A 21,663-nucleotide genomic window follows, 5' to 3' on the forward strand; every position below is an offset into this window, starting at 1 on the left:
TTTATCCCACCATTCCCATTAAATATACTACAGTGAAAATAAACACCCAAACTACGTCAATAAAATGCCAATAAATCGATGCAACATAAAACTTCGGTGCATTGTATAAATTTAGACCTCTCTTCGCATTTCTAAAGATTAATGTTAAAATCCAACACAATCCAAACAATACGTGGAGTCCATGTGTACCAACAAGAGCATAAAACGCAGAGCCAAACGCACTACTTCTCATAGTATGCTTAAATTCATGTGTATAATGATAAAACTCATATATCTCAAACCCTAAAAACCCTAAACCTAGCAATACAGTTACTAGTAACCAAAGTTGCATTTTCTTAAAGTTAAAGTTTTTCATATGGTACATCGCATATACACTCGTTAAGCTACTCGTTAATAAAAGCATCGTCATAATGAAAACGAGCGGCATTTGGAACATCTCTTGAGATGTTGGTCCACCATTTGTAGAATTCTTTAGCGCTAAATATGTGCCAAACAAGGAAGCGAACAACACTGTTTCGCCTCCAAGAAATAACCAAAAGCCGACAAACTTATTTTTCCCCTCAAGGGTTGCTTTTTCAGGCTCTGCTGGAAATGTTTCATTCGTTAATTTTTCATCTACATGCATTATGCCTTGCCCCCCTTATCCTCTAAATCTTCCTTATGAATATGATATCCATGATCATCGATTACTGAACGTAGGAACATTGTGCCAAATGTAATGATTAAACCAATAATTGCTACTAATAACCAGAACTTATCTTTTCCGCCCTGCATATACATTGCACCAAATGCCGCTATAAACAATCCGAAAGAAATGACAAATGGTGAAAACGAAGGATTTGGCATATGAATATCACCAACTGGTTCCGCTGCTGTCATCTCTTTATTACCTTCACGTTTTTCAATCCAAAACGGATCTAATCCGCGAACAAATGGTAGTTGTTTAAAGTTATATTCTGGTGTCGGTGCTGGCATCGTCCATTCTAATGTACGTGCATCCCACGGATCACGACCAGCTTTTTCTTTTGATACTGTCGTTTTAATTACATTGAATAGAAGAACAATCGTCCCAAGGGCCATAAACACCGCTCCGATAGAACTAATCATATTCCCCATTTCCAACCCTTGCCCTTCAAGATATGTGTAGTAACGGCGTGGCATACCAATCAAGCCAAGGAAATGCTGAATAAAGAACGTTAAATGGAAACCGATAAAGAATAGCCAAAACGTTATCTTTCCTAATGTTTCATTTAATACTTTATTAAACATCAGTGGCCAATAATAATGAGCTCCTGCAAGTAGACCAAATACAACACCGCCAACGATTACATAATGAAAATGTGCTACTACGAAATAGTTATCATGAAATTGATAATCAGCTGGTGCAGATGCTAGCATAACCCCTGTAACTCCACCCATGACGAATGATGGAATGAAAGCTACTGCCCACATCATTGGTGTCGTAAAACGAATATTTCCGCCCCACATTGTAAAGAGCCAGTTGAATATTTTGATACCAGTCGGAACCGCAATCGCCATTGTTGCAACTGAGAAAATAGCATTAGCAACTGGACCAAGTCCAACAGTAAACATATGATGCGCCCATACCATAAATCCTAAAAATCCAATTAATACAGTCGCAAACACCATCGATGAATAACCAAACAATCGTTTTTTCGAAAATGTCGCGAAGATTTCTGAGAATATTCCGAAAGCTGGGAGTATAAGAATGTATACTTCTGGATGACCGAAAATCCAGAATAAATGCTCCCATATAATTGTATTCCCACCCAATGCTGGATTAAAGAAACTTGTTCCAAATAAACGATCTAACATTAAAAGTCCTAATCCTACAGTTAACGGTGGAAAAGCGAATAATATAAGCGAAGATGTTACAAATGTCGTCCATGTAAACATCGGCATACGCATATACGTCATTCCTGGCGCACGCATATTAATAATGGTGACAAGGAAGTTAATACCTCCAATTAATGTACCAATACCTGAGATTTGCAAACCGAGTACATAGAAATCAACACCATGACCTTTAGAAGCTAAAGCTAAAGATGCATAAGATGTCCATCCTGCATCAGGTGCTCCACCTAAAAACCAACTTAAATTTAAAAATACTCCACCAAAGAAAAATAACCAAAATCCGAGTGAATTCAAAAACGGGAACGCTACATCACGTGCACCAATTTGAAGTGGTACAGCGGCGTTCATAAATGCAAACACGAGTGGCATAGCTGCGAGGAAAATCATTGTTGTACCGTGCATCGTCAATACTTGATTATAAGCATCCCCAACAAGAAAAGCGTTGTTAGGAATCGCTAATTGAAGGCGAATAAATAGAGCTTCTATTCCGCCTATTACAAAAAACAATCCACCTGCAATTAAATAGAGAATGGCAATCTTTTTATGGTCTACTGTCGTTAAATAATCCCATATGACAGCACCCATCCCCTGTTTTTTTGCTACAGAACTCACGTTTTCAACCTCCCCTTCGCGAATAATCCCTCTTTACTTTTCAACTTTTAACGTTTGTAAGTATGCATTTAATGCATCAATTTGATCATCCGTTAAGTTGCCATATTTGCCAGTCATTTTGTTTCCTGGCTTCATATTTTCAGGATCTTTCAGCCATTTTTTTAAGTTTTCTTCATTGTTTTCGGCAATACCGGCAACCATATCGCGATCCGCAAAGTTTGCTAAGTTTGGTGCGATACGAGCGGAAGGTGGTCTACTATCATTAGATCCAACTGCGTGACAACCAATACAGCTTTTATTAAATATTTCTTGGCCCTCTTGCGCCTTTGTTGAAGCTACTTCTTTCTTCCCATCAATCTTCTTCATATCAGCAAGCCAATTTTTGTACTCGCTTTCATCTAAAGCTTTCACTTTAAATTGCATTAAAGAATGTGATGGGCCGCAAAATTCTGTACAAAAACCATTATAAGTGCCCGATTTATCTGCCTTTAACCACATTTTGTTCACATTGTCTGTATTTGTATCCATTTTCCCAGCTAAAGATGGAACCCAAAATGAGTGTTTAATATCGGCACCCTTCAAATTTAAATACACTTTCTTACCTGTGGGGATGACTAAATCTTGCGAAGTTACTATCTTTTCTGATTTATAAGAAAATTCCCACCAATAAAGATTCGCTGTTACATCAACAACGATAGTATCTTTATCAATATTCTTTTTCTCCATCGCACTTACATCAGCAAGTTTGAATGTATATGTAACCGTTGGAACAGCTAAGATTAGTAAAAGAATAATCGGAATAACTGTCCATATAATTTCTAGCTTGTGATTTCCTTCAACTTGCTCTGGAATATAATCTTCCTGACCTTTCTTTTGTCGGAAACGCACAATTACATACAAGAAAATAATAGTAACTACTAGTACTACTCCTACCATGATTGCACTCGCAAGTAGAAGTAAATCATATTGCATTTTTGCTACTTCTCCTTGCGGAATTAAAGTAGATTGAAAGGCTTTACCGCATCCCCCTAACAGTAAAGCCAGCAGTGAAACGAACGAAAGCAGTCGCCACTGTTTCTTCATACAAACAACCCCCACTTTCCTTGTGAATTAGATTGTACTTTATAGTTAAGTAAAGTAAATCTCAACGTAAAGAAATCCAATTATGTCGTTGTCTTAGAAGAATGTAACTACAATCATTGATACAAATAAGATTGTTAAATAATTTAGGGAATAAACAAACATTTGCACGGACCATTTTATGTCATCTTTCTTACGGAATCCATAAAATCCTAAAGCGATCCATCCGATGTTAAGCAGTGTTGCAATTACCATAAATGTTATCCCTAGTCCACTCATATAAAATGGTAGTGGTAATAAACATACTGTCCAAATCATAATTTGGCGTTTCGTAATTTCAAATCCATGAACTACAGGAAGCATTGGAATTCCTGCATTTCGATATTCATCAACACGTTTCATCGCTAATGCAAGGAAATGTGGGATTTGCCAAATAAACATAATTAAAAATAACATCCAAGCAATTGGATGACCTAAAGATGGATCGATTGCTGCCCATCCAATTAAAGGTGGAACTGCACCAGATATACTACCTACAACAGTATTTAGTGTATACTTTCTCTTTGTCCATAAACTATATAGAACAACATATGTGAAAGCACCAATAAATCCCATTAAGACTGCCATTGGTGTTGTTAATAATAAAAATACAAAACCAAGAAGTAATATGACTAGTCCAAATGTAAGTGCAAATCCTGGTTTATACTTTCCAGTAACCGTTGGACGGGTCTTTGTTCTTTCCATTAATGGATCGATGTCTCGATCAATGTAGTTGTTTAAACAACATACCCCTGCCATAACTAATCCAGAACCAACGATTGTAAAGAATAACTTATCCAGATTATCCATTACACTTAATCCATTAAAGTGTAATGCCAACCAAAATCCTGTAAATACAGTAAGTGTATTTGAGTTTACAATCCCCATTTTAACGAGTGCTTTTAAATCTTGTATCCGGGTTGTTTCCGGTACACTTGTAACAGCGGACTCATCATGCAGCTCACTTGTTGCATGGTTCATCACTCTAACCCCCTCTTAAAACTTTCATCTTTCTTTTTGCGCCTATTTCAAATGAAATAATTCGCTTCTATATAGCAATATTATTACAGTAGAAACATTGTTAACCCATTCTACTACTAATCTACGCCCATACTCCAATATATTAAATCATATTTCCCGAACATTTTGTGAAGAAAACATGAACTTTTTGTGTCGAATATAAAAAACTTCATTCTGACTTGTCCTTATCATAACATGATGTTACCTTCTATAATAAACTATTTTATCCTATTTAACACGTATTCTCCCCATTTCTTTTCAAAATAGCCTGTTTTTCACCTAAATTTTTCCTTAGGAACCCTGTTTTTACACCTATTTTCTCCCCCTTTCCTTTCCCCTCCATTTCTTTGCTATTTTATTATTTTTTATATATCATAGGAACTAGCGCGTTTTATTCTATACATAATGGAATGAAAATATTTCGCAATAACTTCATAGCAGAAAGATGGTGAAAGAGATTGCAACGCTTTATTAAATGGTTAGCAGTCATTACAAGCCTTGATTTATTAATAGTTTTATTAGGAGGCGCTTTAGTTACAAAAACAGGTTCTGGTCAAGGTTGTGGTAAATCATGGCCACTTTGTAACGGTGAATTTGTTCCATCTAATTTATCAATGGAAACTATTATTGAACTTAGCCACCGATTAACATCAGGATCAGCTGGAATTCTTGTCACTCTCCTTTGTATTTTGTCCTGGAAATATTATAAACATGTGCGTGAAACAAAAACGTTAGCAATTTTATCCTTCGTATTTTTAGTTGCACAAGCATTAATGGGAGCAGCAGCAGTCGTTTGGGGACAAATGCCAGCTGTACTTGCTATCCATTTCGGTATTTCCTTAATTTCATTTGCTTCTGTCATTTTATTAACGTGTCTTATCTTTGAAATTGACCAAAAATTTGATGCACGTTCTCTTATTATGGACAAAAAAATGAAATTTCATATTTATGGTGTAACAATTTACAGTTATATCGTCGTCTACACAGGTGCTTTAGTACGTCACGAACGAGCTAGCTTAGCCTGTCCAGACTTTCCTTTATGTAGCAAAAACAGACCTATGCCAACTCAACTACATGAATGGGTTCAAATGGGCCATAGAGTTGCAGCAATGTTAATTTTCGCTTGGATACTTTACGCGATGATTCTCGCTATTCGTCATTACAAACAGCAACCTGTAGTATATTGGGGATGGATCATTTCATTTATCCTTGTTACACTTCAAGCTGTAGTAGGAATTTTAGTTGTATTTACAAACGCTAGTTTAGCAATGGCATTGTTACATTCTCTATTCATTTCTTGCTTGTTTGCCGTACTATGCTATTTAGTTATGTTAGGAACAAGAAGTAAAGTGAATGCAAAAGAAGCCGGATCAACTTCTAAACAAACAAAATAATTTAAAACTAAAATCCCTTGCCAATTCGGCAAGGGATTTTTTGCAATAAAGAAAAGAGCTGTATTTACACAGCTCTTTTTTTATTTTAGTGATCTAATTCAATAAGTAAATCACCCGTTTGAATTGCATCACCATCGTTAACATATACTTTTTTCACTTTACCATTGAACGGCGCTTGAACTGTCGTTTCCATTTTCATCGCTTCTGTAATTGCCATAGAATCGCCTTTTTTTACTTCATCGCCTTCTTTTACAACTACTTTAATTACCGTTCCTGGCATTGTTGCACTAATGTGATTTGGATTTTCACGGTTTCCTTTCACACGTTGTGCAACTGTTGCTTTCACACTCTCGTCTTTCACGACAATTTCACGTGGTTGACCATTAAATTCCAAGTAAAGGACACGATTTCCATCCGGCTGTGGTTCTCCAATTGATACAAGTTTAACCATCAATGTCTTACCTTGTTCAATTTCCACATCAATTTCTTCACCTAGTCTCATACCATAGAAGAATGTCGGTGTATCAAGTACAGATACATTTCCATAAAGCTCAGCAACTTTTTCATAGTCCATAAATACTTTTGGATATAATGCATATGCAACTACATCAAAAATTGTTACTTCGCGTCCAAGTTTATGGAATAATTCTTCTTTTAACGCGTCGAAATCTACTGGCTCTAGTAGTTCACCTGGTCTTACTGTTAACGGCTCTTTCCCTTTTAAAATAATCTTTTGCAATTCTTTCGGGAAACCACCGTACGGTTGACCTAAATCACCAGAGAACATTTCAACAACAGATCCAGGGAAGTCCAAAGCATGTCCACGCTCTAAAACATCTTGTTCTGTCAGGTGGTTTTGAACCATAAATAACGCCATATCGCCAACAACTTTTGATGACGGTGTTACTTTTACAATATCTCCAAACATGTCATTCACACGACGGTACATTACTTTCACTTCATCAAAGCGATCTCCTAAACCAACCGCCTTCGCTTGTTGCTGAAGATTACTATACTGTCCACCTGGCATTTCATGCATATATACCTCTGTGTGAGGTGCATTCATACCACTTTCAAACGGTGCATAGTATTTGCGTACATCTTCCCAATAATGAGATAGCTTTTCTAAAGAATCGATATTAACATCTGGTTGTCTTTCATTTCCACCTAGTGCATAGAATAATGTGTTCGCACTCGGTTGTGACGTTTGACCAGCCATAGAACTCACTGCTACATCGACAATATCAACACCTGCTTCAATTGCCTTCGTATACGTTAATATACCATTTCCACTCGTATCGTGCGTATGCAGGTGAATCGGAATCGATACCGTCTCTTTTAATGCTGAAACTAAATCATATGCTGCGTTTGGTTTTAGTAAGCCAGCCATATCTTTAATACCTAAAATGTGAGCTCCCGATGCTTCCAACTCTTTTGCTAAGTTTTTATAATAATTCAAATCATATTTACTACGTAATGGATCATGAATATCTCCTGTATAGCACATTGTTGCTTCTGCAATTTTACCAGTATCTCGTACAGCATCAATTGCAACTCTCATACCTTCTACCCAGTTTAAACTATCAAAAATACGGAACACATCAATGCCTGCTTGAGCAGAACACTCCACAAATTTTTGAATTAAATTATCTGGATAGTTTTTGTAGCCAACTGCGTTTGACGAACGTAGTAACATTTGGAATAAAACGTTCGGCATTTTTTCACGAAGATCTAGTAATCGTTCCCATGGATCTTCTTTTAAGAAACGATACGCGACATCAAACGTTGCACCGCCCCACATTTCAGCTGAGAATAGGTTTGGTAACATTCTTGCTGTTGGCTCTGCAATTTGATGTAAATCTTTTGTACGAATACGAGTTGCAAGTAATGACTGATGTGCATCACGGAATGTTGTATCCGTTAAAAGTACACGGTTTTGATCCTGTACCCATTTTACTAATCCATCTGCTCCACGCTCGTCCAAAATTTGTTTCGTTCCATTTTGGATTGGCTCTGAATGTTTTAAACATGGAATACGAGCATCTGGGAATATTGGCTTTTCTTTTTTCCCTACTCCTGGGAAGCCATTTACTGTTACTGAACCAATATAATTTAACATTTTCGTTCCGCGGTCTTTACGTTTCGGGAACAAGAATAGTTCAGGTGACACATCAATAAACGAAGTATCATATTCTCCTGATAAGAAGTTTTTATGTTTTACTACATTCTCTAGGAATGGAATATTTGTTTTAATACCACGAATACGGAATTCTTTTAAGTTACGTTCCATTTTTGCAGCAGCTTGCTCAAAAGTAAGTGCCCAAGTTGTAACTTTTACAAGTAAAGAATCGTAGTATGGTGTAATAACTGCACCTTGGAAGCTATTTCCTGTATCAAGACGCACACCAAAACCACCGCCTGATCGATACGCCATAATTTTTCCTGTATCCGGCATAAAATTATTTAGCGGATCTTCAGTTGTTACACGAGATTGAATTGCAAATCCATGTACAACTACTTCCTCTTGCTTCGGAACACCTACCATTTTGCTATGTAATGAATGTCCATCAGCTATTAAAATTTGTGATTGAACAATATCTACTCCCGTAATCATTTCTGTAATCGTATGTTCTACTTGAACACGTGGATTTACTTCAATAAAGTAAAACTCATCATCTTTTACAAGGAATTCTACTGTTCCTGCATTTAAATAGTTTACATTTTTCGTTAACTTCACAGCAGCATCACAAATACGCTGACGCAGATCATCTGAAAGTGATACACTCGGTGCAATTTCTACAACTTTTTGATGACGACGTTGTACAGAACAGTCACGCTCGTATAAATGAACAACATTGCCTTCTTCATCTGCTAAAATTTGTACTTCTATATGTTTAGGTTTTTCAACGAATTTTTCGACGTAAACTTCATCATTACCAAAGGCTGCTTTCGCTTCTGATTTCGCTCGATTATATGATTCTCCTAATTCCTCACTAGTACGCACAATACGCATACCACGACCGCCACCCCCAAGGGATGCTTTAATAATAATTGGGTAATCATACTTTTCAGCAAATTTTTCGACTTCTTCTAATGAATTTACTGGACCATCACTACCAGGTATAACTGGAATTTGTGCTAGCTGCGCTTGTGTTCTTGCTTTCACTTTATCTCCAAACATATCTAAATGCTTACTTTTCGGACCGATAAAGATAATTCCTTCTTCTTCACAACGTTTAGCGAATTGAATATTTTCTGACAAGAAACCATATCCAGGGTGGATTGCATCTACATGATTACTTTTTGCAATCTCAATAATGCCTTCAATATCTAGATAAGCATCAATTGGTTTTTTTCCTTCCCCAACTAAATAGGACTCATCGGCTTTATAGCGATGATAAGAACCACTATCCTCTTTAGAATAGATTGCAACTGTTTTTAATCCAAGTTCCGAACAAGCTCGAAACACACGAATTGCAATCTCTCCACGGTTAGCTACCAATACTTTTTGAATACGTTGCAGCTTTGTCATGATTTTCCCCCTCTACTTTCCTACCACTCTAGAGATAAAATATATACACACCTTAAAAAGCGTGAAGTTCTTCACTTTCCACATTATATTATACTTAGAAAGCTTCACTTTATTTTTATCCATCATACCTTATTTTTTAACAAATGATAAGTTTTCTGTGCAATTTGTTTCACAAAAATAGTATAGCATACCTCTTCCTTTTCTAACAACTTAATTGTATATCACATTTAAACAAATGTGATATATCTTTTAACTGAAATAGAAATTAATACATCATATTTAAAACTACTTGAAAATAAAAAACACATCATGCTCTAAAGCACAATGTGTTTTTATTTTACAACTACAAGATGTGGTCCATTTTGTTCTCTTTCTTTTATTCCCTCATTCTGCTGTTTCTCTTCTCGTTTTACATGACTAGCAATATTAAGTAGTATTCCCATCGCAAGTAGATTAGCTATTAAGGAACTCCCGCCATAACTAATAAACGGTAAAGGTACTCCCGTAAGCGGTATTAATCCAGACATACCACCAACATTAACAAAAGTTTGTACTCCCATTAAACTTGCAATTCCGATTGCAATTAAACTTCCAAACGGATCTTTACATTTTTGAGCAATCCTGAATGAACGAATAATAATAAGTAGCAAGCAAATTAAAATAATAGCTACACCAATAAAACCTAACTCTTCAGATATAATAGCCATAATAAAATCTGTTTGCGGTTCTGGTAAATATCCATATTTTTGCACACTATTTCCTAATCCTCGACCGTTTAGCCCTCCTGAAGCAATTCCAATAAAAGAATTTACCAATTGGAATCCATCATTCTGAGGATCATTGAATGGATCAAGAAAAACTGAAAAACGGGCCTTTTGGTACCCACTTAATTTATAATTAGCCAGAAAATATAGCGCTGGAATCCATACTATAGAAGTTAAAACAATTCGTTTAATCCATAAATTAATCCGTACTCCTGAACAAAGAAACATAATTCCTACTGTTCCTGCAATTAACAAATCGGTACCTAAATCATTTTGCTTTAAAATTAAAAACATTGCCATTCCAACAAAACCAAGTGTAAGTCCCGACCCTTTAAAAACAGGTGTATTTGTCTCTTGTCTTCTTGCAAAAAAGCGAGCTAATATTATAATAATCGATAGTTTAACAAATTCAGCGGGCTGTATACCTAATATCCAACCTTTTGCACCATTTATTTCCTTACCAAAAATCAAGGCTGCTGCTAGTAAAGCAATACTCCCTAGCCCCATCGCCGATAAAATTATTCGTTTCCTCCAAAACTTATAAGGTAACGAGGCTACAATTACTAACAATACCGTTCCAATAGCTAAAGTTATTAATTGTTTTTTAAAAAAGTAATTTGCCGGCCAGTTATGCCTCGAAATCGCAACAATGGAACTAGAACTATATACCATTATTACTCCCAGCACACATAAGATAACAAGAGGAAGTAATAATGAATAATCCATTGATTTCCATACTTTTTTCATTTCATTTCCTCTTTCTGTTTCAATTTAATTATTGTTGTATTCCATATGTACATTGATTCTTCCTGCTTTATTATACAAATAAAAAGCTCAAACTAATTTAGTTTGAGCCCCCTTATTTGAACCCGTTATTGTTGTTTGTTTGTAAACGCTTCATGAAGTGCAGATAACTCACGTTCGAGCTCACCTAACATTGCTTTCCCTTGTTCTTCTGCAATAAGACCAAGGCGAACTGCAAAATCGACCTCGCGGGATAGTCCAAACATTTGTGTGTCTAACACTTCTTCATATAATGGACATTGCGGCATTGTAAGATGGTCCATTTGCACCTTAATAAGTCTTAAAATCTTCTCTGCATCCGCTTGTAGAAGGGCTAGTGCCTTTTCCTGATGATTTGCTACTGTCTCAGACGCCAAATTGATTCCCTCCGTTTCCGTCCTACTCTCCTCTATCCTATCTATTAATATTAGCGATAGTTTTAATAAATTGCAATAGAAACATTTTTTGTGACAACAGTGTCTAATGCTATTATACTGAAAAGTGGGAGTATAACACAAATGGGGGAACAACAATGAGCGAAATTTTATTTATTAACGGAAAAGTACGTTTTCCAATCACTATTGATCCAACTGTTTGGATCTTTGATGATCGAAAAGTAGATTTGACAACTTACTTTGATGAAACTAGAGAAAACACGTCTGAACTAGAAACTTATTTAAAAAACACTTCAGAACATTGGGATCGTGAAATTCGTGATGGTGCTGCCTTCCCACCTATACAACAAAGTGTAAAGAAATATAAAAAAGAACAGCTAATTACTGGAACATTTGGTATACCCTTTCATCCATTCCTTGCTAACGCTGAAATTTTAGAGGACGCTACGCAAGTTGAAATTGAAACGGTAGATCATACAATGACACTTCCATTAGAAACTGTCAAAAATGCTATACTAGGCTTTTCAAAAGAAGGAAAACCATTAAAAGAAGACGGGCCTGTTCATCTCTATTTCAATGATGGATCTAATCAACAAAATCCAATCCGGAACATCCGTAAATTTACAATTATTTAAAGAAAAGGAGTGAGCTTAAGCTCACTCCTTTTTACAATAAATCTGCTGCTAGTTGAGCTAAATTAGATCGCTCCCCTTTAACAAACTTCACATGACCACTAATGCGCTGTTCTTTAAACTTCTCTACAACATACGTTAAGCCATTATTATATTCATCTAAATATGGGTGATCAATTTGCTGAGGATCTCCCATCAATACAATCTTACTCTTTTCCCCTACCCTAGTTAGTATCGTTTTCACTTCATGCTTTGTTAAATTTTGTGCTTCGTCAATGATAATGAACTGATCTGGAATACTTCTCCCGCGTATATAAGTAAGGGCTTCTACTTCAATCGAACCCATTCCAGCTAAAATAGCATCTAACTCTCCTGGCTTTTTCGTATTAAATAAATACTCTAGGTTATCAAAAATTGGTTGCATCCATGGTCTTAACTTTTCTTCCTTTTCTCCTGGTAAATAACCGATATCTTTTCCGACTGGGACAATTGGTCTTGCAACGAGTAATTTTTTATATAACCCTAAATCTTCTGTTTGCATAAGTCCCGAAGCTAACGCAAGTAACGTTTTTCCTGTGCCGGCTTTCCCCGTTAATGTTACAAGCGGAATATCTTCACGAAGCAACAATTCTAATCCCATAATTTGCTGCACGTTTCGTGGTCGTATCCCCCACACTTGTTCATTGTGAAAAATAAGTTTCTTTACCTTCTTACCTAAGTGATCCACAATGCCAAGCGCAGAACTAGAGCCCCCTAATGCATCTTTCATTACTACAAATTGATTTGGGTAAAAAGGGTGATTCGCAATTTCAGATAGAGGCAATTCACCTTTCTCATAAAAATAATCCAATTGTTCTTTTGATATATATCCTTCTAAAAAGCCAGAATATATATTTTCTACTTCAATTACGCGATCACTTAAATAATCTTCAGCCTTCAAACCAATTGCATCAGCTTTTACCCTTACGAGTACATCTTTACTTACTAAAATAACAGACTTCCCGTCCTCTTTTTCCTGTTCTTCTAAAGATAGATTTTTTGCTACAGCTAAAATTCGATTATCATTTGTTTTTTCTACAAAAATATCTTGTAGTTGCACAAATGAACGATGGTTTAATTCAATACGAAATGTTCCGCCATTTTCTAGCGGGATACTTTCATGCAGCTTTCCTATTTCACGAAATTTATCTATTAACTTAGATACATAACGAGCATTTCGTCCTACTTCATCCATATAACGTTTTTTCGAATCAACCTCTTCTAATACAACTGCTGGAATCACTACTTCATTGGTTTCAAATGAAAAAATAGATAAAGGATCCTGCAAAAGTACATTCGTATCTAACACATAAATTTTATCCAACCTGTTACCCCCTGACTCCACTTTTAAATTTGTAGAACAAGGGTTTCATCCATAAAATATGGACGAACCATTGTTATAATTATATGTACCGTGTAAACGAGGTAGAATCGAAAATCATAGTCATTAAACCTTTTATTTATTCTTTATTCATTTCTATTCAATATATTACTTTTTATTATAATTATTAACGTTAAATCACAATAACCGATTACAAAAGTGAATAAACGAATTTCTTATTTAGCACATTTATAATTCTCTTATTCCTACTAGCACTTCGTTATCCAGCTTTTTGGCCGCCCGAAGATCGTATGTTTTTTCATATGTTGGTTCAATTGCAAGTTTCGCTCCATAAAACATAACATCACGTACTTCTTGCACATTAACTTCTATTACAGTTAATTTCAAAGAAATACCTTCCATTCTATCTGTCAAAATTTCACCTGCACCACTTATAGAAAATACGGATTCATTCGCCATTATAGTCAATACTACACCTGTATTATGCCTTATATTTTCCACAATACGTGAACGTTGATCTACTGCAAATCGAATACTAGTTTTGCTCACTGCATACACCCAAGAAATAGCACTTACGTTAGGAACTTGTTTTTCGAAATCTGTCGTTGCTATCATCACAATACACTCTTTACGCAACGTTTGTACTAAACCCTCTGTTAAAGTAGGCTCTACTACATTCGCCATATTTTCACCTCCAAACATACTTGGTATATCCTTATCATAACTTATTTTTCGAATTGCGAAAATATTATTTTTTCCCACTATTATTCAAAAACATTATACTTCCATGATATACTTATACTGATAGAATTCGTATTGAGGTGACGAAATGAGAGTCAAATGTATGATTTGTGATAAAAAAGATATGTTAGATGATGAAAATCCTACGGCAAAAAAACTGCGTAATCGCCCTATTCATACATATATGTGCATGGAATGTTCGGAACGAATTGCAGAGCGTACAATGGAACGTCATGCAAGTGGTAATTTTCGATTATATCGTGATAAAAAAGTCGAAGACGATTGGTAAAATGTAAATAAGTCCTTACTCATATAGATAAGGACTTATTTATATTTTTCTGGCTCGCGGTTCATCTGATCCAAGAAACAATCAATGGCTTCTAGCGGAAACCTTGCAGATTTCCTTTCCCCATTCATTTCATATGTAATTAAATACATTTCCTCGTTCTTTTTAACTTCCACATCTTTTAATTTATGTTCTTCATATATCATATTTTGAAATAACAAATACGTTTCTTTTGCAGCACTATCATCCGGACGTGCTTCCGCAACTGTTTTAATTGTTAACCAATTATATAGTGCATCTTGTACTGAACGCATAAAACTTCGCCCCCTCACCCTGCTTTTTGTTGTTTCGCTTGACGCAAACGCAATCTATAAATTCCAAGTACAATTGCCGCTACAACAAGCCCTTCTCCAACAGGTAAAAATACAGCAAAAAAGGTTAATACTGTACATCCAATTGCTAATGATATGTATATTACTATATTTTTTAGTACAGACAACTTTCTAGCAAATCCTAAATTATAGACGAGAGCACTTAATATAATAATCGTCCCATAAAGTAACCACATTCCTAACTCTGGATTTTCATCAACTTTACATAATTTCGCAAAAAAAGACATTCTTTCTAACACTATTTATCCCCCCTTCTCATAAAAAACAAAATTTCTTTATGTACTTAATACAAGAGTAACCTGCGAAAAAAATACTGTCCACTAAAAAGAGTAAATATTCTAAAAAATAAACATAAAAAATAAAACAGCTACCTTAAAGGTAGCTGTTTTATTTTTTATGCTTCTACAGATTTCTTTTTCTTAGCAGCTCTTTCACGTTCGCTCTTATCAAGAATCTTTTTACGTAAACGAATTGATTCTGGAGTTACTTCACAGAACTCGTCATCGTTTAAGTACTCTAATGACTCTTCTAGAGTCATTAAGCGTGGTTTTTTCATTGTTGAAGTTTGATCTTTCGTTGCAGAACGAATGTTAGTTTGTTGTTTCATTTTCACAACGTTAACTGTTAAGTCGTTCTCACGAGTATGTTCTCCTACGATCATACCAGCATATACTTCTGTACCTGGTTCAACGAAGATTACACCACGGTCTTCAACTTGCATAATGCCGTATTGTGATGCTTTTCCTGTTTCAAGTGAAACTAGAACACCTTGGCGACGTCCACCCACTTGTCCAGCATGTACTGGTTGGTAGCAATCGAATGTATGGTTTAAAATACCGTAACCACGAGTTAATGTTAGGAATTCTGTTGTGTAACCAATTAAACCACGTGCCGGAACCATGAAAGTAAGGCGAACTTGACCGTTTCCGTTATTCACCATATCTAACATTTCACCTTTACGTGCACCCATTGATTCCATAATAGAACCAGTGTATTCTTCAGGAACATCGATTTGTACGCGCTCTACAGGTTCACATCTTACGCCATCGATATCTTTAATAATTACTTCAGGCTTAGATACTTGTAGTTCATAACCTTCACGACGCATGTTTTCAATTAAGATAGATAAATGCAATTCCCCGCGTCCAGATACGATCCATGCATCAGGAGAATCTGTATTATCTACACGTAAACTTACATCTGTTTCTAATTGTGAACGAAGACGCTCTTCAATTTTACGAGATGTAATAAATTTACCTTCACGACCTGCAAATGGGCTGTTATTTACAAGGAATGTCATTTGTAGCGTTGGCTCATCAATACGTAATAATGGTAAAGCCTCTTCATGCTCAACCGGACATACCGTTTCACCTACGTTGATGTCTTCCATACCTGAAACAGCTACTAAATCTCCAGCTTTTGCTTCTTCAATTTCTTGACGTTTTAATCCAATGTAACCGAATAATTTCGTTACGCGGAATTGTTTTACACTTCCGTCAACTTTCATTAAAGCAACTTGTTGTCCAACCTTCATTGTACCGCGGAATACGCGTCCAACTCCAATACGTCCAACGTAGTCGTTGTAATCAAGAAGTGCTACTTGGAATTGAAGTGGCTCTTCGCTGTTATCAACTGGTGCTGGAATATGTTCGATAATTGTATCGAATAATGATTTCATATTCTCTTCTTGATTTGCCGGATTTGAATCCAAGCTTGCTGTTCCGTTCATTGCTGATGCAAATACAACTGGGAACTCTAATTGATCTTCGTTTGCACCAAGTTCGATGAATAAGTCAACTACTTCATCAACTACTTCATCAGGGCGAGCGAAGTCACGGTCAATTTTGTTTACTACAACGATTGGAGTTAAGTTTTGCTCAAGAGCTTTCTTTAAAACAAATCGTGTTTGTGGCATACAACCTTCATATGCATCAACAACAAGTAGAACACCATCAACCATTTTCATGATACGTTCTACTTCTCCACCGAAGTCAGCGTGACCTGGTGTATCTAAAATGTTAATTCTTTTATCTTCATAGTGAATCGCTGTATTCTTCGCTAAAATTGTAATACCGCGTTCTCTTTCTAGATCATTTGAATCCATTGCGCGTTCTTCAATATGTTCATTCGCACGGAATGTCCCCGCTTGACGTAATAACTGGTCAACAAGTGTTGTTTTACCATGGTCAACGTGGGCAATAATTGCTATATTACGTAAATCTTGTCGTTTTTTCAACATGTCCAACTCCTAATGTCTTTTTAATCCTTCTCTATTATAAGAGCGAAGGGGATACAATAGCAATTAAAATAAAAGCAAGAATGAAAATATAGTTGTATTCTTACTTTTGTGAAAGTAAAATGAGATTGGAGGGTGAAGAAATGGAACACATTCAATATCGCTTTTTATTAACCGCAATTATCGGTGTTATTTTCTTAATCGGTATCGGCATTATGATTGCTGAAAATAGTCCAATCGGTATTATTATTTGCATTATCGGTACATTTGTTGCAGTTGGATACGGTTTTGTAACAAAAAGAAAAATGCGCAAATCACAATAACGCTAAAAAGTAAGAAGCTTATACATAGCCTCTTACTTTTTTTGTGGCTCTGATATAAAAGATAACACTTCTTCATACACTCCTGGTTTTGCAACTAGCACACTGCTCTTCTCTATGATAGAAAGTGACGCTCCAGAGAATGTCGTTACCTTCCCTCCAACTTCTTCTACAATTATCTGTCCTCCGCCAAAATCCCATGGTGATAATCTCGGCGTTACATATGCATCTATTCTTCCTGTTGCAACGTACACCATCTCTAACGCTGCACAGCCATACGATCTCGTGCCCCTTGCTTTCTTAACAAGTGCCATCATACTTTCCATATTAAGCAATGGATTATCTGTAAGCCATATCGCATTTAAAGCTACAATACCTTGCTCTACAGTTCCTTTTTCCAATGGAGGAATTGATATATCATTACAAAAAGCTCCAGATCCCTTGACTGCATGATATAGTTCATCATGTACTGGATCATAAATAAGTCCAATCTTTCCGATACCGTTCTCATAAATCCCAATTGAAATTGCAAAATTTCTTTTTTGATGAACAAAGTTCATCGTGCCGTCAATTGGATCAATTAACCAAACAACCCCGTCAGAAGACGTTATCTCGTCTCCATAACCTTCTTCTCCTAAAATATTATGATTCGGGAATGTTTCTTTAATTTTCCCAATTAAAAACTGTTCTATCTCTCGGTCCATATTTGTAACTAAGTCAGCTGCATTGGATTTTGTTTCTATAATAAGTGCTTTTTTCATGGATGCCATTAAATGCTCTCCTGCATCCCGAATCCACCGTTTGGCGTGTGCATCGATGTCTTTCCATACTTCTTGCATGTTTAAACACTCCGATCTTTACTGTTCACAGAAAAAACGAACCCTTTATAAGGTTCGCACCAACTAATTTTTTATACATATACTATTATTACGCTTCTAAACGAATCATTTCAAGTCTTAACACTTCTAACTTTTGTACACACTCTTCTTTTTTCTGTTTATCATCTTCCATCATCGCATCATATAAAGTTGCTAATTCATAATCTAGCTCCAAACGTAGCACCGGTATTCTCTTTTCGGCATCTGTTCTCTTTAACGCATTAATCACCTGTCTCATATTATTTGCCTCCTCCCAATATTCGTCTGCCCTCGGACTAGAATTAATTAAATTTTCTGATTTTTTGTTTTATACTATACTATGTTGGATAAATCATCTATGCAACAAAATTATATTTTTTTATTTAAATTTTTTTGTGCTGTTTTTTTTATGAATAGTACAAGCTATGCTAAAATAAAAGCAAAATAGGAGTTGGAGGAACAATCATGACAATACAAACATTCAAGTCAACTGATTTTGATGTCTTTACAGTTGATGGTCTCGAAGAACGAATGAGTGCAATTAAAACGAACATTCATCCTAAGCTAGAAGCTTTAGGGGAACAATTTGCAGAATACTTATCCCAACACACTGATGAGAACTTTTTTTATCATGTTGCAAAACACGCACGTCGCAAAGTCAATCCACCAAACGATACTTGGGTTGCTTTTTCAACAAATAAACGAGGATATAAAATGCTACCGCATTTCCAAATCGGCTTATGGGGTACTCATGCCTTCATATACTTTGGTTTAATCTATGAGTGTCCACAAAAAGTTGAGACGGCTCATGCCTTCTTAGAACATTTAAATGATTTAAAAACAAATATTCCAAATGACTTCGTTTGGTCCATTGACCATACTAAACCAAGTGTGAAATTACATAAAACACTTGAAACCGAAGACTTACAAAAGATGATTGAACGACTAGCTACTGTAAAAAAAGCAGAATTATTAGTTGGTATTCATATATCACCAGAGGAGTTTTCAGCAATGACCAACGAACAATTCCTTGCTAAGATTGAATCTACGATGCAATCACTCCTTCCTTTATATGCACTTTGTAATCGATAGTAGAAAACGGACAATTTATATTGTCCGTTTTTAGTTGTTATCACATTATATCACTTCAGTTTTTATTTTTCAAAATATTTTTTACATTTTTACAAGCTTTTGTTCTTCGACTTCCTTTGCTCTTTGAATAGCACGATATATAGAGTATCCACTTACTTCTTGAAACTCTTTATCAATTTTCTTTTCTTCTGCTTTCGATGGAACAATCTCTTTAAAACGACGATATAAACCCATTAATTCTTCTCTTATAATTCCTTTTTCATAAGCTTTCTCAATTGCTTCATAAAACTTCACAATTATAACCATTTCCTCATTTGACCAATCATAATCTAACGGATATTGATATTCCATTTCGCACCTCATTTATCATTTCTTCTTGTTTCATTATGCTATCTTAAAGAGAATGTTTTATTCTTCATTATAGCCACTCTGCATTATACACTATTTATTCATTTTAATGGAATTGTCTTCCTCCATTCATTAGTTGAGGCTAACTATTAAACATACTCACCTTAAAAATATTTTTTTCTATACATCTATAATTATTGGTGATATAATGCTTTTGTTTTATAGAAAATAAAGTGAAGCTACCATCTCAAAACCGATTTTTTGAATGGCAGAAAAACAAGCCTCATTCTAAAAAAAGGACTTACCTTTTTTAGAGCAGGATTATATAAAACAAATTAAATATTATGAAGAAGAAGGGGTGTATAGATTGTCCCAATACGAAACACCATTGTTTACCGCTTTAGTTGAGCACAGTAAGCGAAATCCAATTCAATTCCATATTCCTGGTCATAAAAAAGGGCAAGGCATGGATCCTACATTTCGCGAATTTATTGGGCATAATGCATTAGCAATTGATTTAATTAATATTGCGCCACTCGATGATTTACATCATCCAAAAGGTATGATTAAAGAAGCACAGGATTTAGCAGCCGCTGCATTCGGTGCAGATCATACTTTCTTTTCTATTCAAGGTACAAGTGGCGCTATTATGACAATGGTGATGAGCGTTTGCGGTCCTGGTGACAAAATCCTAGTACCACGAAACGTGCATAAATCAGTAATGTCAGCTATTATTTTCTCAGGTGCAAAACCGATTTTCATGCATCCTGAAATCGATCCGAAACTCGGTATTTCTCATGGAATCACAATTCAATCTGTCAAAAAAGCACTTGAAGAGCACTCAGATGCAAAGGGCTTACTTGTTATTAATCCAACGTACTTTGGATTTGCTGCAGACTTAGAACAGATTGTACAATTAGCACATTCTTATGACATCCCTGTACTAGTCGACGAGGCTCATGGTGTTCATATTCATTTTCACGATGAATTGCCGATGTCAGCGATGCAAGCTGGTGCAGACATGGCAGCAACAAGTGTTCACAAATTAGGAGGCTCTTTAACTCAAAGTTCTATTCTTAATGTGAAAGAAGGCTTGGTGAATGTAAAACATGTCCAATCTATTATTAGCATGCTTACAACTACATCAACTTCTTACATCTTGTTAGCATCACTTGATGTTGCGAGAAAACGTCTTGCTACAGAAGGAACAGCACTCATAGAACAAACAATACAATTAGCTGAACATGTTCGTGATGCTATAAATTCTATTGAGCATCTTTACTGTCCTGGAAAAGAAATGTTAGGTACAGATGCTACCTTTAACTATGATCCTACAAAGATAATTGTATCTGTAAAAGATTTAGGTATTACCGGCCACCAAGCTGAAGTATGGCTTAGAGAGCAATATAACATTGAAGTAGAACTCTCAGATCTATACAACATACTATGTCTTATCACTTTAGGAGACACAGAAAGTGATACAAATACACTTATTGCAGCATTACAAGATTTAGCAGCAACATTTAGAAATAGGGCAGATAAAGGTGTTCAAGTACAAGTAGAGATTCCAGAAATTCCAGTGCTAGCACTTTCTCCTCGAGATGCTTTTTATTCGGAAACAGAAGTCATTCCATTTGAAAATGCAGCGGGTCGTATTATAGCTGATTTTGTTATGGTTTATCCGCCAGGGATTCCAATCTTTACTCCGGGGGAAATTATTACACAAGAAAACTTAGAGTATATTCGTAAAAACTTAGAAGCAGGTTTACCTGTACAAGGTCCTGAAGATATGACATTACAAACATTACGTGTTATTAAAGAGTACAAGCCTATCAGTTGATAGGCTTTTTTTTCACCTTTTTTCCTTTTCTTCATACGATACTA

Annotated in this window: 21 protein-coding genes; 6 read left to right on the forward strand and 15 right to left on the reverse strand. The window is 35.7% G+C overall.

The genetic code is table 11. The features are described 5' to 3' along the window. Position 1 precedes the first annotated feature (1 nt). The 4 genes from ctaE to ctaB all read right to left on the reverse strand — a co-directional run bounded on the left by ctaE (position 2) and on the right by ctaB (position 4,587). Positions 2 to 625 carry a cytochrome c oxidase subunit III gene (gene ctaE, locus ACW0JX_RS19130; protein ID WP_000557861.1) on the reverse strand — a complete coding sequence of 208 codons (624 nt, stop codon included), beginning with the start codon at positions 623 to 625 and terminating at the stop codon, positions 2 to 4. Next, positions 625 to 2,460 carry a cytochrome c oxidase subunit I gene (gene ctaD / locus ACW0JX_RS19135; RefSeq protein WP_172452085.1) on the reverse strand — a complete coding sequence of 612 codons (1,836 nt, stop codon included), beginning with the start codon at positions 2,458 to 2,460 and terminating at the stop codon, positions 625 to 627. The genes ctaE and ctaD overlap by 1 nt, the downstream gene beginning before the upstream one ends. Positions 2,461 to 2,520: 60 nt before the next feature. Continuing rightward, positions 2,521 to 3,570 (reverse strand): cytochrome c oxidase subunit II, encoded by a 1,050-nt coding sequence (coxB, locus tag ACW0JX_RS19140; protein WP_000745273.1) that lies wholly within the window; start codon positions 3,568 to 3,570, stop codon positions 2,521 to 2,523. Between the two features lie 93 nt (positions 3,571 to 3,663). Continuing rightward, the gene (gene ctaB / locus ACW0JX_RS19145; RefSeq protein WP_001015053.1) at positions 3,664 to 4,587 is read right to left on the reverse strand and encodes a protoheme IX farnesyltransferase; all 924 of its coding nucleotides are present in this window, start codon (positions 4,585 to 4,587) and stop codon (positions 3,664 to 3,666) included. A 497-nt stretch (positions 4,588 to 5,084) separates the two neighbouring features. On the opposite strand from ctaB, the gene ctaA reads away from it, so the two are divergent. Then, positions 5,085 to 6,020 carry a heme A synthase gene (ctaA, locus tag ACW0JX_RS19150; RefSeq protein WP_001188740.1) on the forward strand — a complete coding sequence of 312 codons (936 nt, stop codon included), beginning with the start codon at positions 5,085 to 5,087 and terminating at the stop codon, positions 6,018 to 6,020. An 85-nt stretch (positions 6,021 to 6,105) separates the two neighbouring features. Here ctaA and pyc read toward each other — a convergent pair whose 3' ends face one another. From pyc to ACW0JX_RS19165, 3 genes are all read right to left on the reverse strand, one after another. Next, the gene (gene pyc, locus ACW0JX_RS19155) at positions 6,106 to 9,552 is read right to left on the reverse strand and encodes a pyruvate carboxylase (protein ID WP_459245006.1); all 3,447 of its coding nucleotides are present in this window, start codon (positions 9,550 to 9,552) and stop codon (positions 6,106 to 6,108) included. Positions 9,553 to 9,884: 332 nt separating this feature from the next. After that, a complete protein-coding gene (locus ACW0JX_RS19160) occupies positions 9,885 to 11,063 on the reverse strand; it encodes an FtsW/RodA/SpoVE family cell cycle protein (RefSeq protein ID WP_088020433.1) in 1,179 nt (392 codons plus the stop codon). A 125-nt stretch (positions 11,064 to 11,188) separates the two neighbouring features. Further along, positions 11,189 to 11,476, reverse strand: coding sequence for a YlaN family protein (locus tag ACW0JX_RS19165; RefSeq protein ID WP_000135694.1), 288 nt, complete (start codon positions 11,474 to 11,476; stop codon positions 11,189 to 11,191). Positions 11,477 to 11,631: 155 nt separating this feature from the next. Between ACW0JX_RS19165 and ACW0JX_RS19170 the strand changes: the two genes are divergently transcribed. Then, complete coding sequence (locus tag ACW0JX_RS19170) at positions 11,632 to 12,129, forward strand: molybdopterin-binding protein (RefSeq protein WP_001289809.1); 498 nt, start codon at positions 11,632 to 11,634, stop codon at positions 12,127 to 12,129. Between the two features lie 31 nt (positions 12,130 to 12,160). Here the strand turns inward: ACW0JX_RS19170 and ACW0JX_RS19175 are convergent, their stop codons facing one another. Further along, positions 12,161 to 13,489, reverse strand: a complete 1,329-nt coding sequence (locus tag ACW0JX_RS19175) for a PhoH family protein (RefSeq protein WP_000358083.1) — start codon at positions 13,487 to 13,489, stop codon at positions 12,161 to 12,163. Positions 13,490 to 13,735: 246 nt separating this feature from the next. Then, the gene (locus ACW0JX_RS19180) at positions 13,736 to 14,191 is read right to left on the reverse strand and encodes a pyridoxamine 5'-phosphate oxidase family protein (protein ID WP_000024600.1); all 456 of its coding nucleotides are present in this window, start codon (positions 14,189 to 14,191) and stop codon (positions 13,736 to 13,738) included. A 145-nt stretch (positions 14,192 to 14,336) separates the two neighbouring features. On the opposite strand from ACW0JX_RS19180, the gene ACW0JX_RS19185 reads away from it, so the two are divergent. Next, on the forward strand, positions 14,337 to 14,537 hold the full coding sequence (locus ACW0JX_RS19185; protein ID WP_002093346.1) for a YlaI family protein: 201 nt from the start codon (positions 14,337 to 14,339) through the stop codon (positions 14,535 to 14,537). Between the two features lie 35 nt (positions 14,538 to 14,572). Here the strand turns inward: ACW0JX_RS19185 and ACW0JX_RS19190 are convergent, their stop codons facing one another. The 3 genes from ACW0JX_RS19190 to typA all read right to left on the reverse strand — a co-directional run bounded on the left by ACW0JX_RS19190 (position 14,573) and on the right by typA (position 17,165). Then, positions 14,573 to 14,848 (reverse strand): hypothetical protein, encoded by a 276-nt coding sequence (locus ACW0JX_RS19190; RefSeq protein WP_001258136.1) that lies wholly within the window; start codon positions 14,846 to 14,848, stop codon positions 14,573 to 14,575. A 14-nt stretch (positions 14,849 to 14,862) separates the two neighbouring features. Then, the gene (locus ACW0JX_RS19195) at positions 14,863 to 15,165 is read right to left on the reverse strand and encodes a YlaH-like family protein (RefSeq protein ID WP_000893662.1); all 303 of its coding nucleotides are present in this window, start codon (positions 15,163 to 15,165) and stop codon (positions 14,863 to 14,865) included. Between the two features lie 155 nt (positions 15,166 to 15,320). After that, positions 15,321 to 17,165 carry a translational GTPase TypA gene (typA, locus tag ACW0JX_RS19200; RefSeq protein WP_000914752.1) on the reverse strand — a complete coding sequence of 615 codons (1,845 nt, stop codon included), beginning with the start codon at positions 17,163 to 17,165 and terminating at the stop codon, positions 15,321 to 15,323. Between the two features lie 140 nt (positions 17,166 to 17,305). Between typA and ACW0JX_RS19205 the strand changes: the two genes are divergently transcribed. Continuing rightward, positions 17,306 to 17,485 (forward strand): DUF5325 family protein, encoded by a 180-nt coding sequence (locus ACW0JX_RS19205; RefSeq protein ID WP_000400123.1) that lies wholly within the window; start codon positions 17,306 to 17,308, stop codon positions 17,483 to 17,485. Between the two features lie 32 nt (positions 17,486 to 17,517). On the opposite strand, the gene ACW0JX_RS19210 is transcribed toward ACW0JX_RS19205, so the two are convergent. Beyond that, on the reverse strand, positions 17,518 to 18,321 hold the full coding sequence (locus tag ACW0JX_RS19210; RefSeq protein ID WP_098835933.1) for an inositol monophosphatase family protein: 804 nt from the start codon (positions 18,319 to 18,321) through the stop codon (positions 17,518 to 17,520). Between the two features lie 88 nt (positions 18,322 to 18,409). Continuing rightward, the gene (locus tag ACW0JX_RS19215; RefSeq protein ID WP_001250164.1) at positions 18,410 to 18,598 is read right to left on the reverse strand and encodes a hypothetical protein; all 189 of its coding nucleotides are present in this window, start codon (positions 18,596 to 18,598) and stop codon (positions 18,410 to 18,412) included. Between the two features lie 206 nt (positions 18,599 to 18,804). Here ACW0JX_RS19215 and ACW0JX_RS19220 point away from each other — a divergent pair, with 206 nt between their 5' ends. Next, positions 18,805 to 19,431 carry a YktB family protein gene (locus ACW0JX_RS19220; protein WP_000155318.1) on the forward strand — a complete coding sequence of 209 codons (627 nt, stop codon included), beginning with the start codon at positions 18,805 to 18,807 and terminating at the stop codon, positions 19,429 to 19,431. 81 nt (positions 19,432 to 19,512) lie between these two features. Here ACW0JX_RS19220 and ACW0JX_RS19225 read toward each other — a convergent pair whose 3' ends face one another. Continuing rightward, the gene (locus tag ACW0JX_RS19225) at positions 19,513 to 19,782 is read right to left on the reverse strand and encodes a UPF0223 family protein (RefSeq protein ID WP_000456546.1); all 270 of its coding nucleotides are present in this window, start codon (positions 19,780 to 19,782) and stop codon (positions 19,513 to 19,515) included. Positions 19,783 to 20,146: 364 nt separating this feature from the next. Here ACW0JX_RS19225 and speA point away from each other — a divergent pair, with 364 nt between their 5' ends. Further along, positions 20,147 to 21,619, forward strand: a complete 1,473-nt coding sequence (speA, locus tag ACW0JX_RS19230) for an arginine decarboxylase (protein WP_000084899.1) — start codon at positions 20,147 to 20,149, stop codon at positions 21,617 to 21,619. Positions 21,620 to 21,663: the final 44 nt, after the last annotated feature.

This window comes from Bacillus sp. C-3-6 (assembly GCF_054509685.1).

Bases quoted from the DNA above. Each gene is read 5' to 3' on its own strand.
- ACW0JX_RS19220 (WP_000155318.1), top strand. From the start codon at position 18,805: ATGACAATACAAACATTCAAGTCAACTGATTTTGATGTCTTTACAGTT.
- ctaE (WP_000557861.1), bottom strand. From the start codon at position 625: ATGCATGTAGATGAAAAATTAACGAATGAAACATTTCCAGCAGAGCCT.
- ACW0JX_RS19160 (WP_088020433.1), bottom strand. From the start codon at position 11,063: ATGAAAAAAGTATGGAAATCAATGGATTATTCATTATTACTTCCTCTT.
- ACW0JX_RS19225 (WP_000456546.1), bottom strand. From the start codon at position 19,782: ATGGAATATCAATATCCGTTAGATTATGATTGGTCAAATGAGGAAATG.
- ACW0JX_RS19170 (WP_001289809.1), top strand. From the start codon at position 11,632: ATGAGCGAAATTTTATTTATTAACGGAAAAGTACGTTTTCCAATCACT.
- ACW0JX_RS19190 (WP_001258136.1), bottom strand. From the start codon at position 14,848: ATGCGTTCAGTACAAGATGCACTATATAATTGGTTAACAATTAAAACA.
- ACW0JX_RS19205 (WP_000400123.1), top strand. From the start codon at position 17,306: ATGGAACACATTCAATATCGCTTTTTATTAACCGCAATTATCGGTGTT.
- typA (WP_000914752.1), bottom strand. From the start codon at position 17,165: ATGTTGAAAAAACGACAAGATTTACGTAATATAGCAATTATTGCCCAC.
- coxB (WP_000745273.1), bottom strand. From the start codon at position 3,570: ATGAAGAAACAGTGGCGACTGCTTTCGTTCGTTTCACTGCTGGCTTTA.
- ACW0JX_RS19210 (WP_098835933.1), bottom strand. From the start codon at position 18,321: ATGCAAGAAGTATGGAAAGACATCGATGCACACGCCAAACGGTGGATT.
- ACW0JX_RS19180 (WP_000024600.1), bottom strand. From the start codon at position 14,191: ATGGCGAATGTAGTAGAGCCTACTTTAACAGAGGGTTTAGTACAAACG.
- ACW0JX_RS19185 (WP_002093346.1), top strand. From the start codon at position 14,337: ATGAGAGTCAAATGTATGATTTGTGATAAAAAAGATATGTTAGATGAT.
- ctaB (WP_001015053.1), bottom strand. From the start codon at position 4,587: ATGAACCATGCAACAAGTGAGCTGCATGATGAGTCCGCTGTTACAAGT.
- ctaD (WP_172452085.1), bottom strand. From the start codon at position 2,460: ATGGGTGCTGTCATATGGGATTATTTAACGACAGTAGACCATAAAAAG.
- pyc (WP_459245006.1), bottom strand. From the start codon at position 9,552: ATGACAAAGCTGCAACGTATTCAAAAAGTATTGGTAGCTAACCGTGGA.
- ACW0JX_RS19215 (WP_001250164.1), bottom strand. From the start codon at position 18,598: ATGAGACAGGTGATTAATGCGTTAAAGAGAACAGATGCCGAAAAGAGA.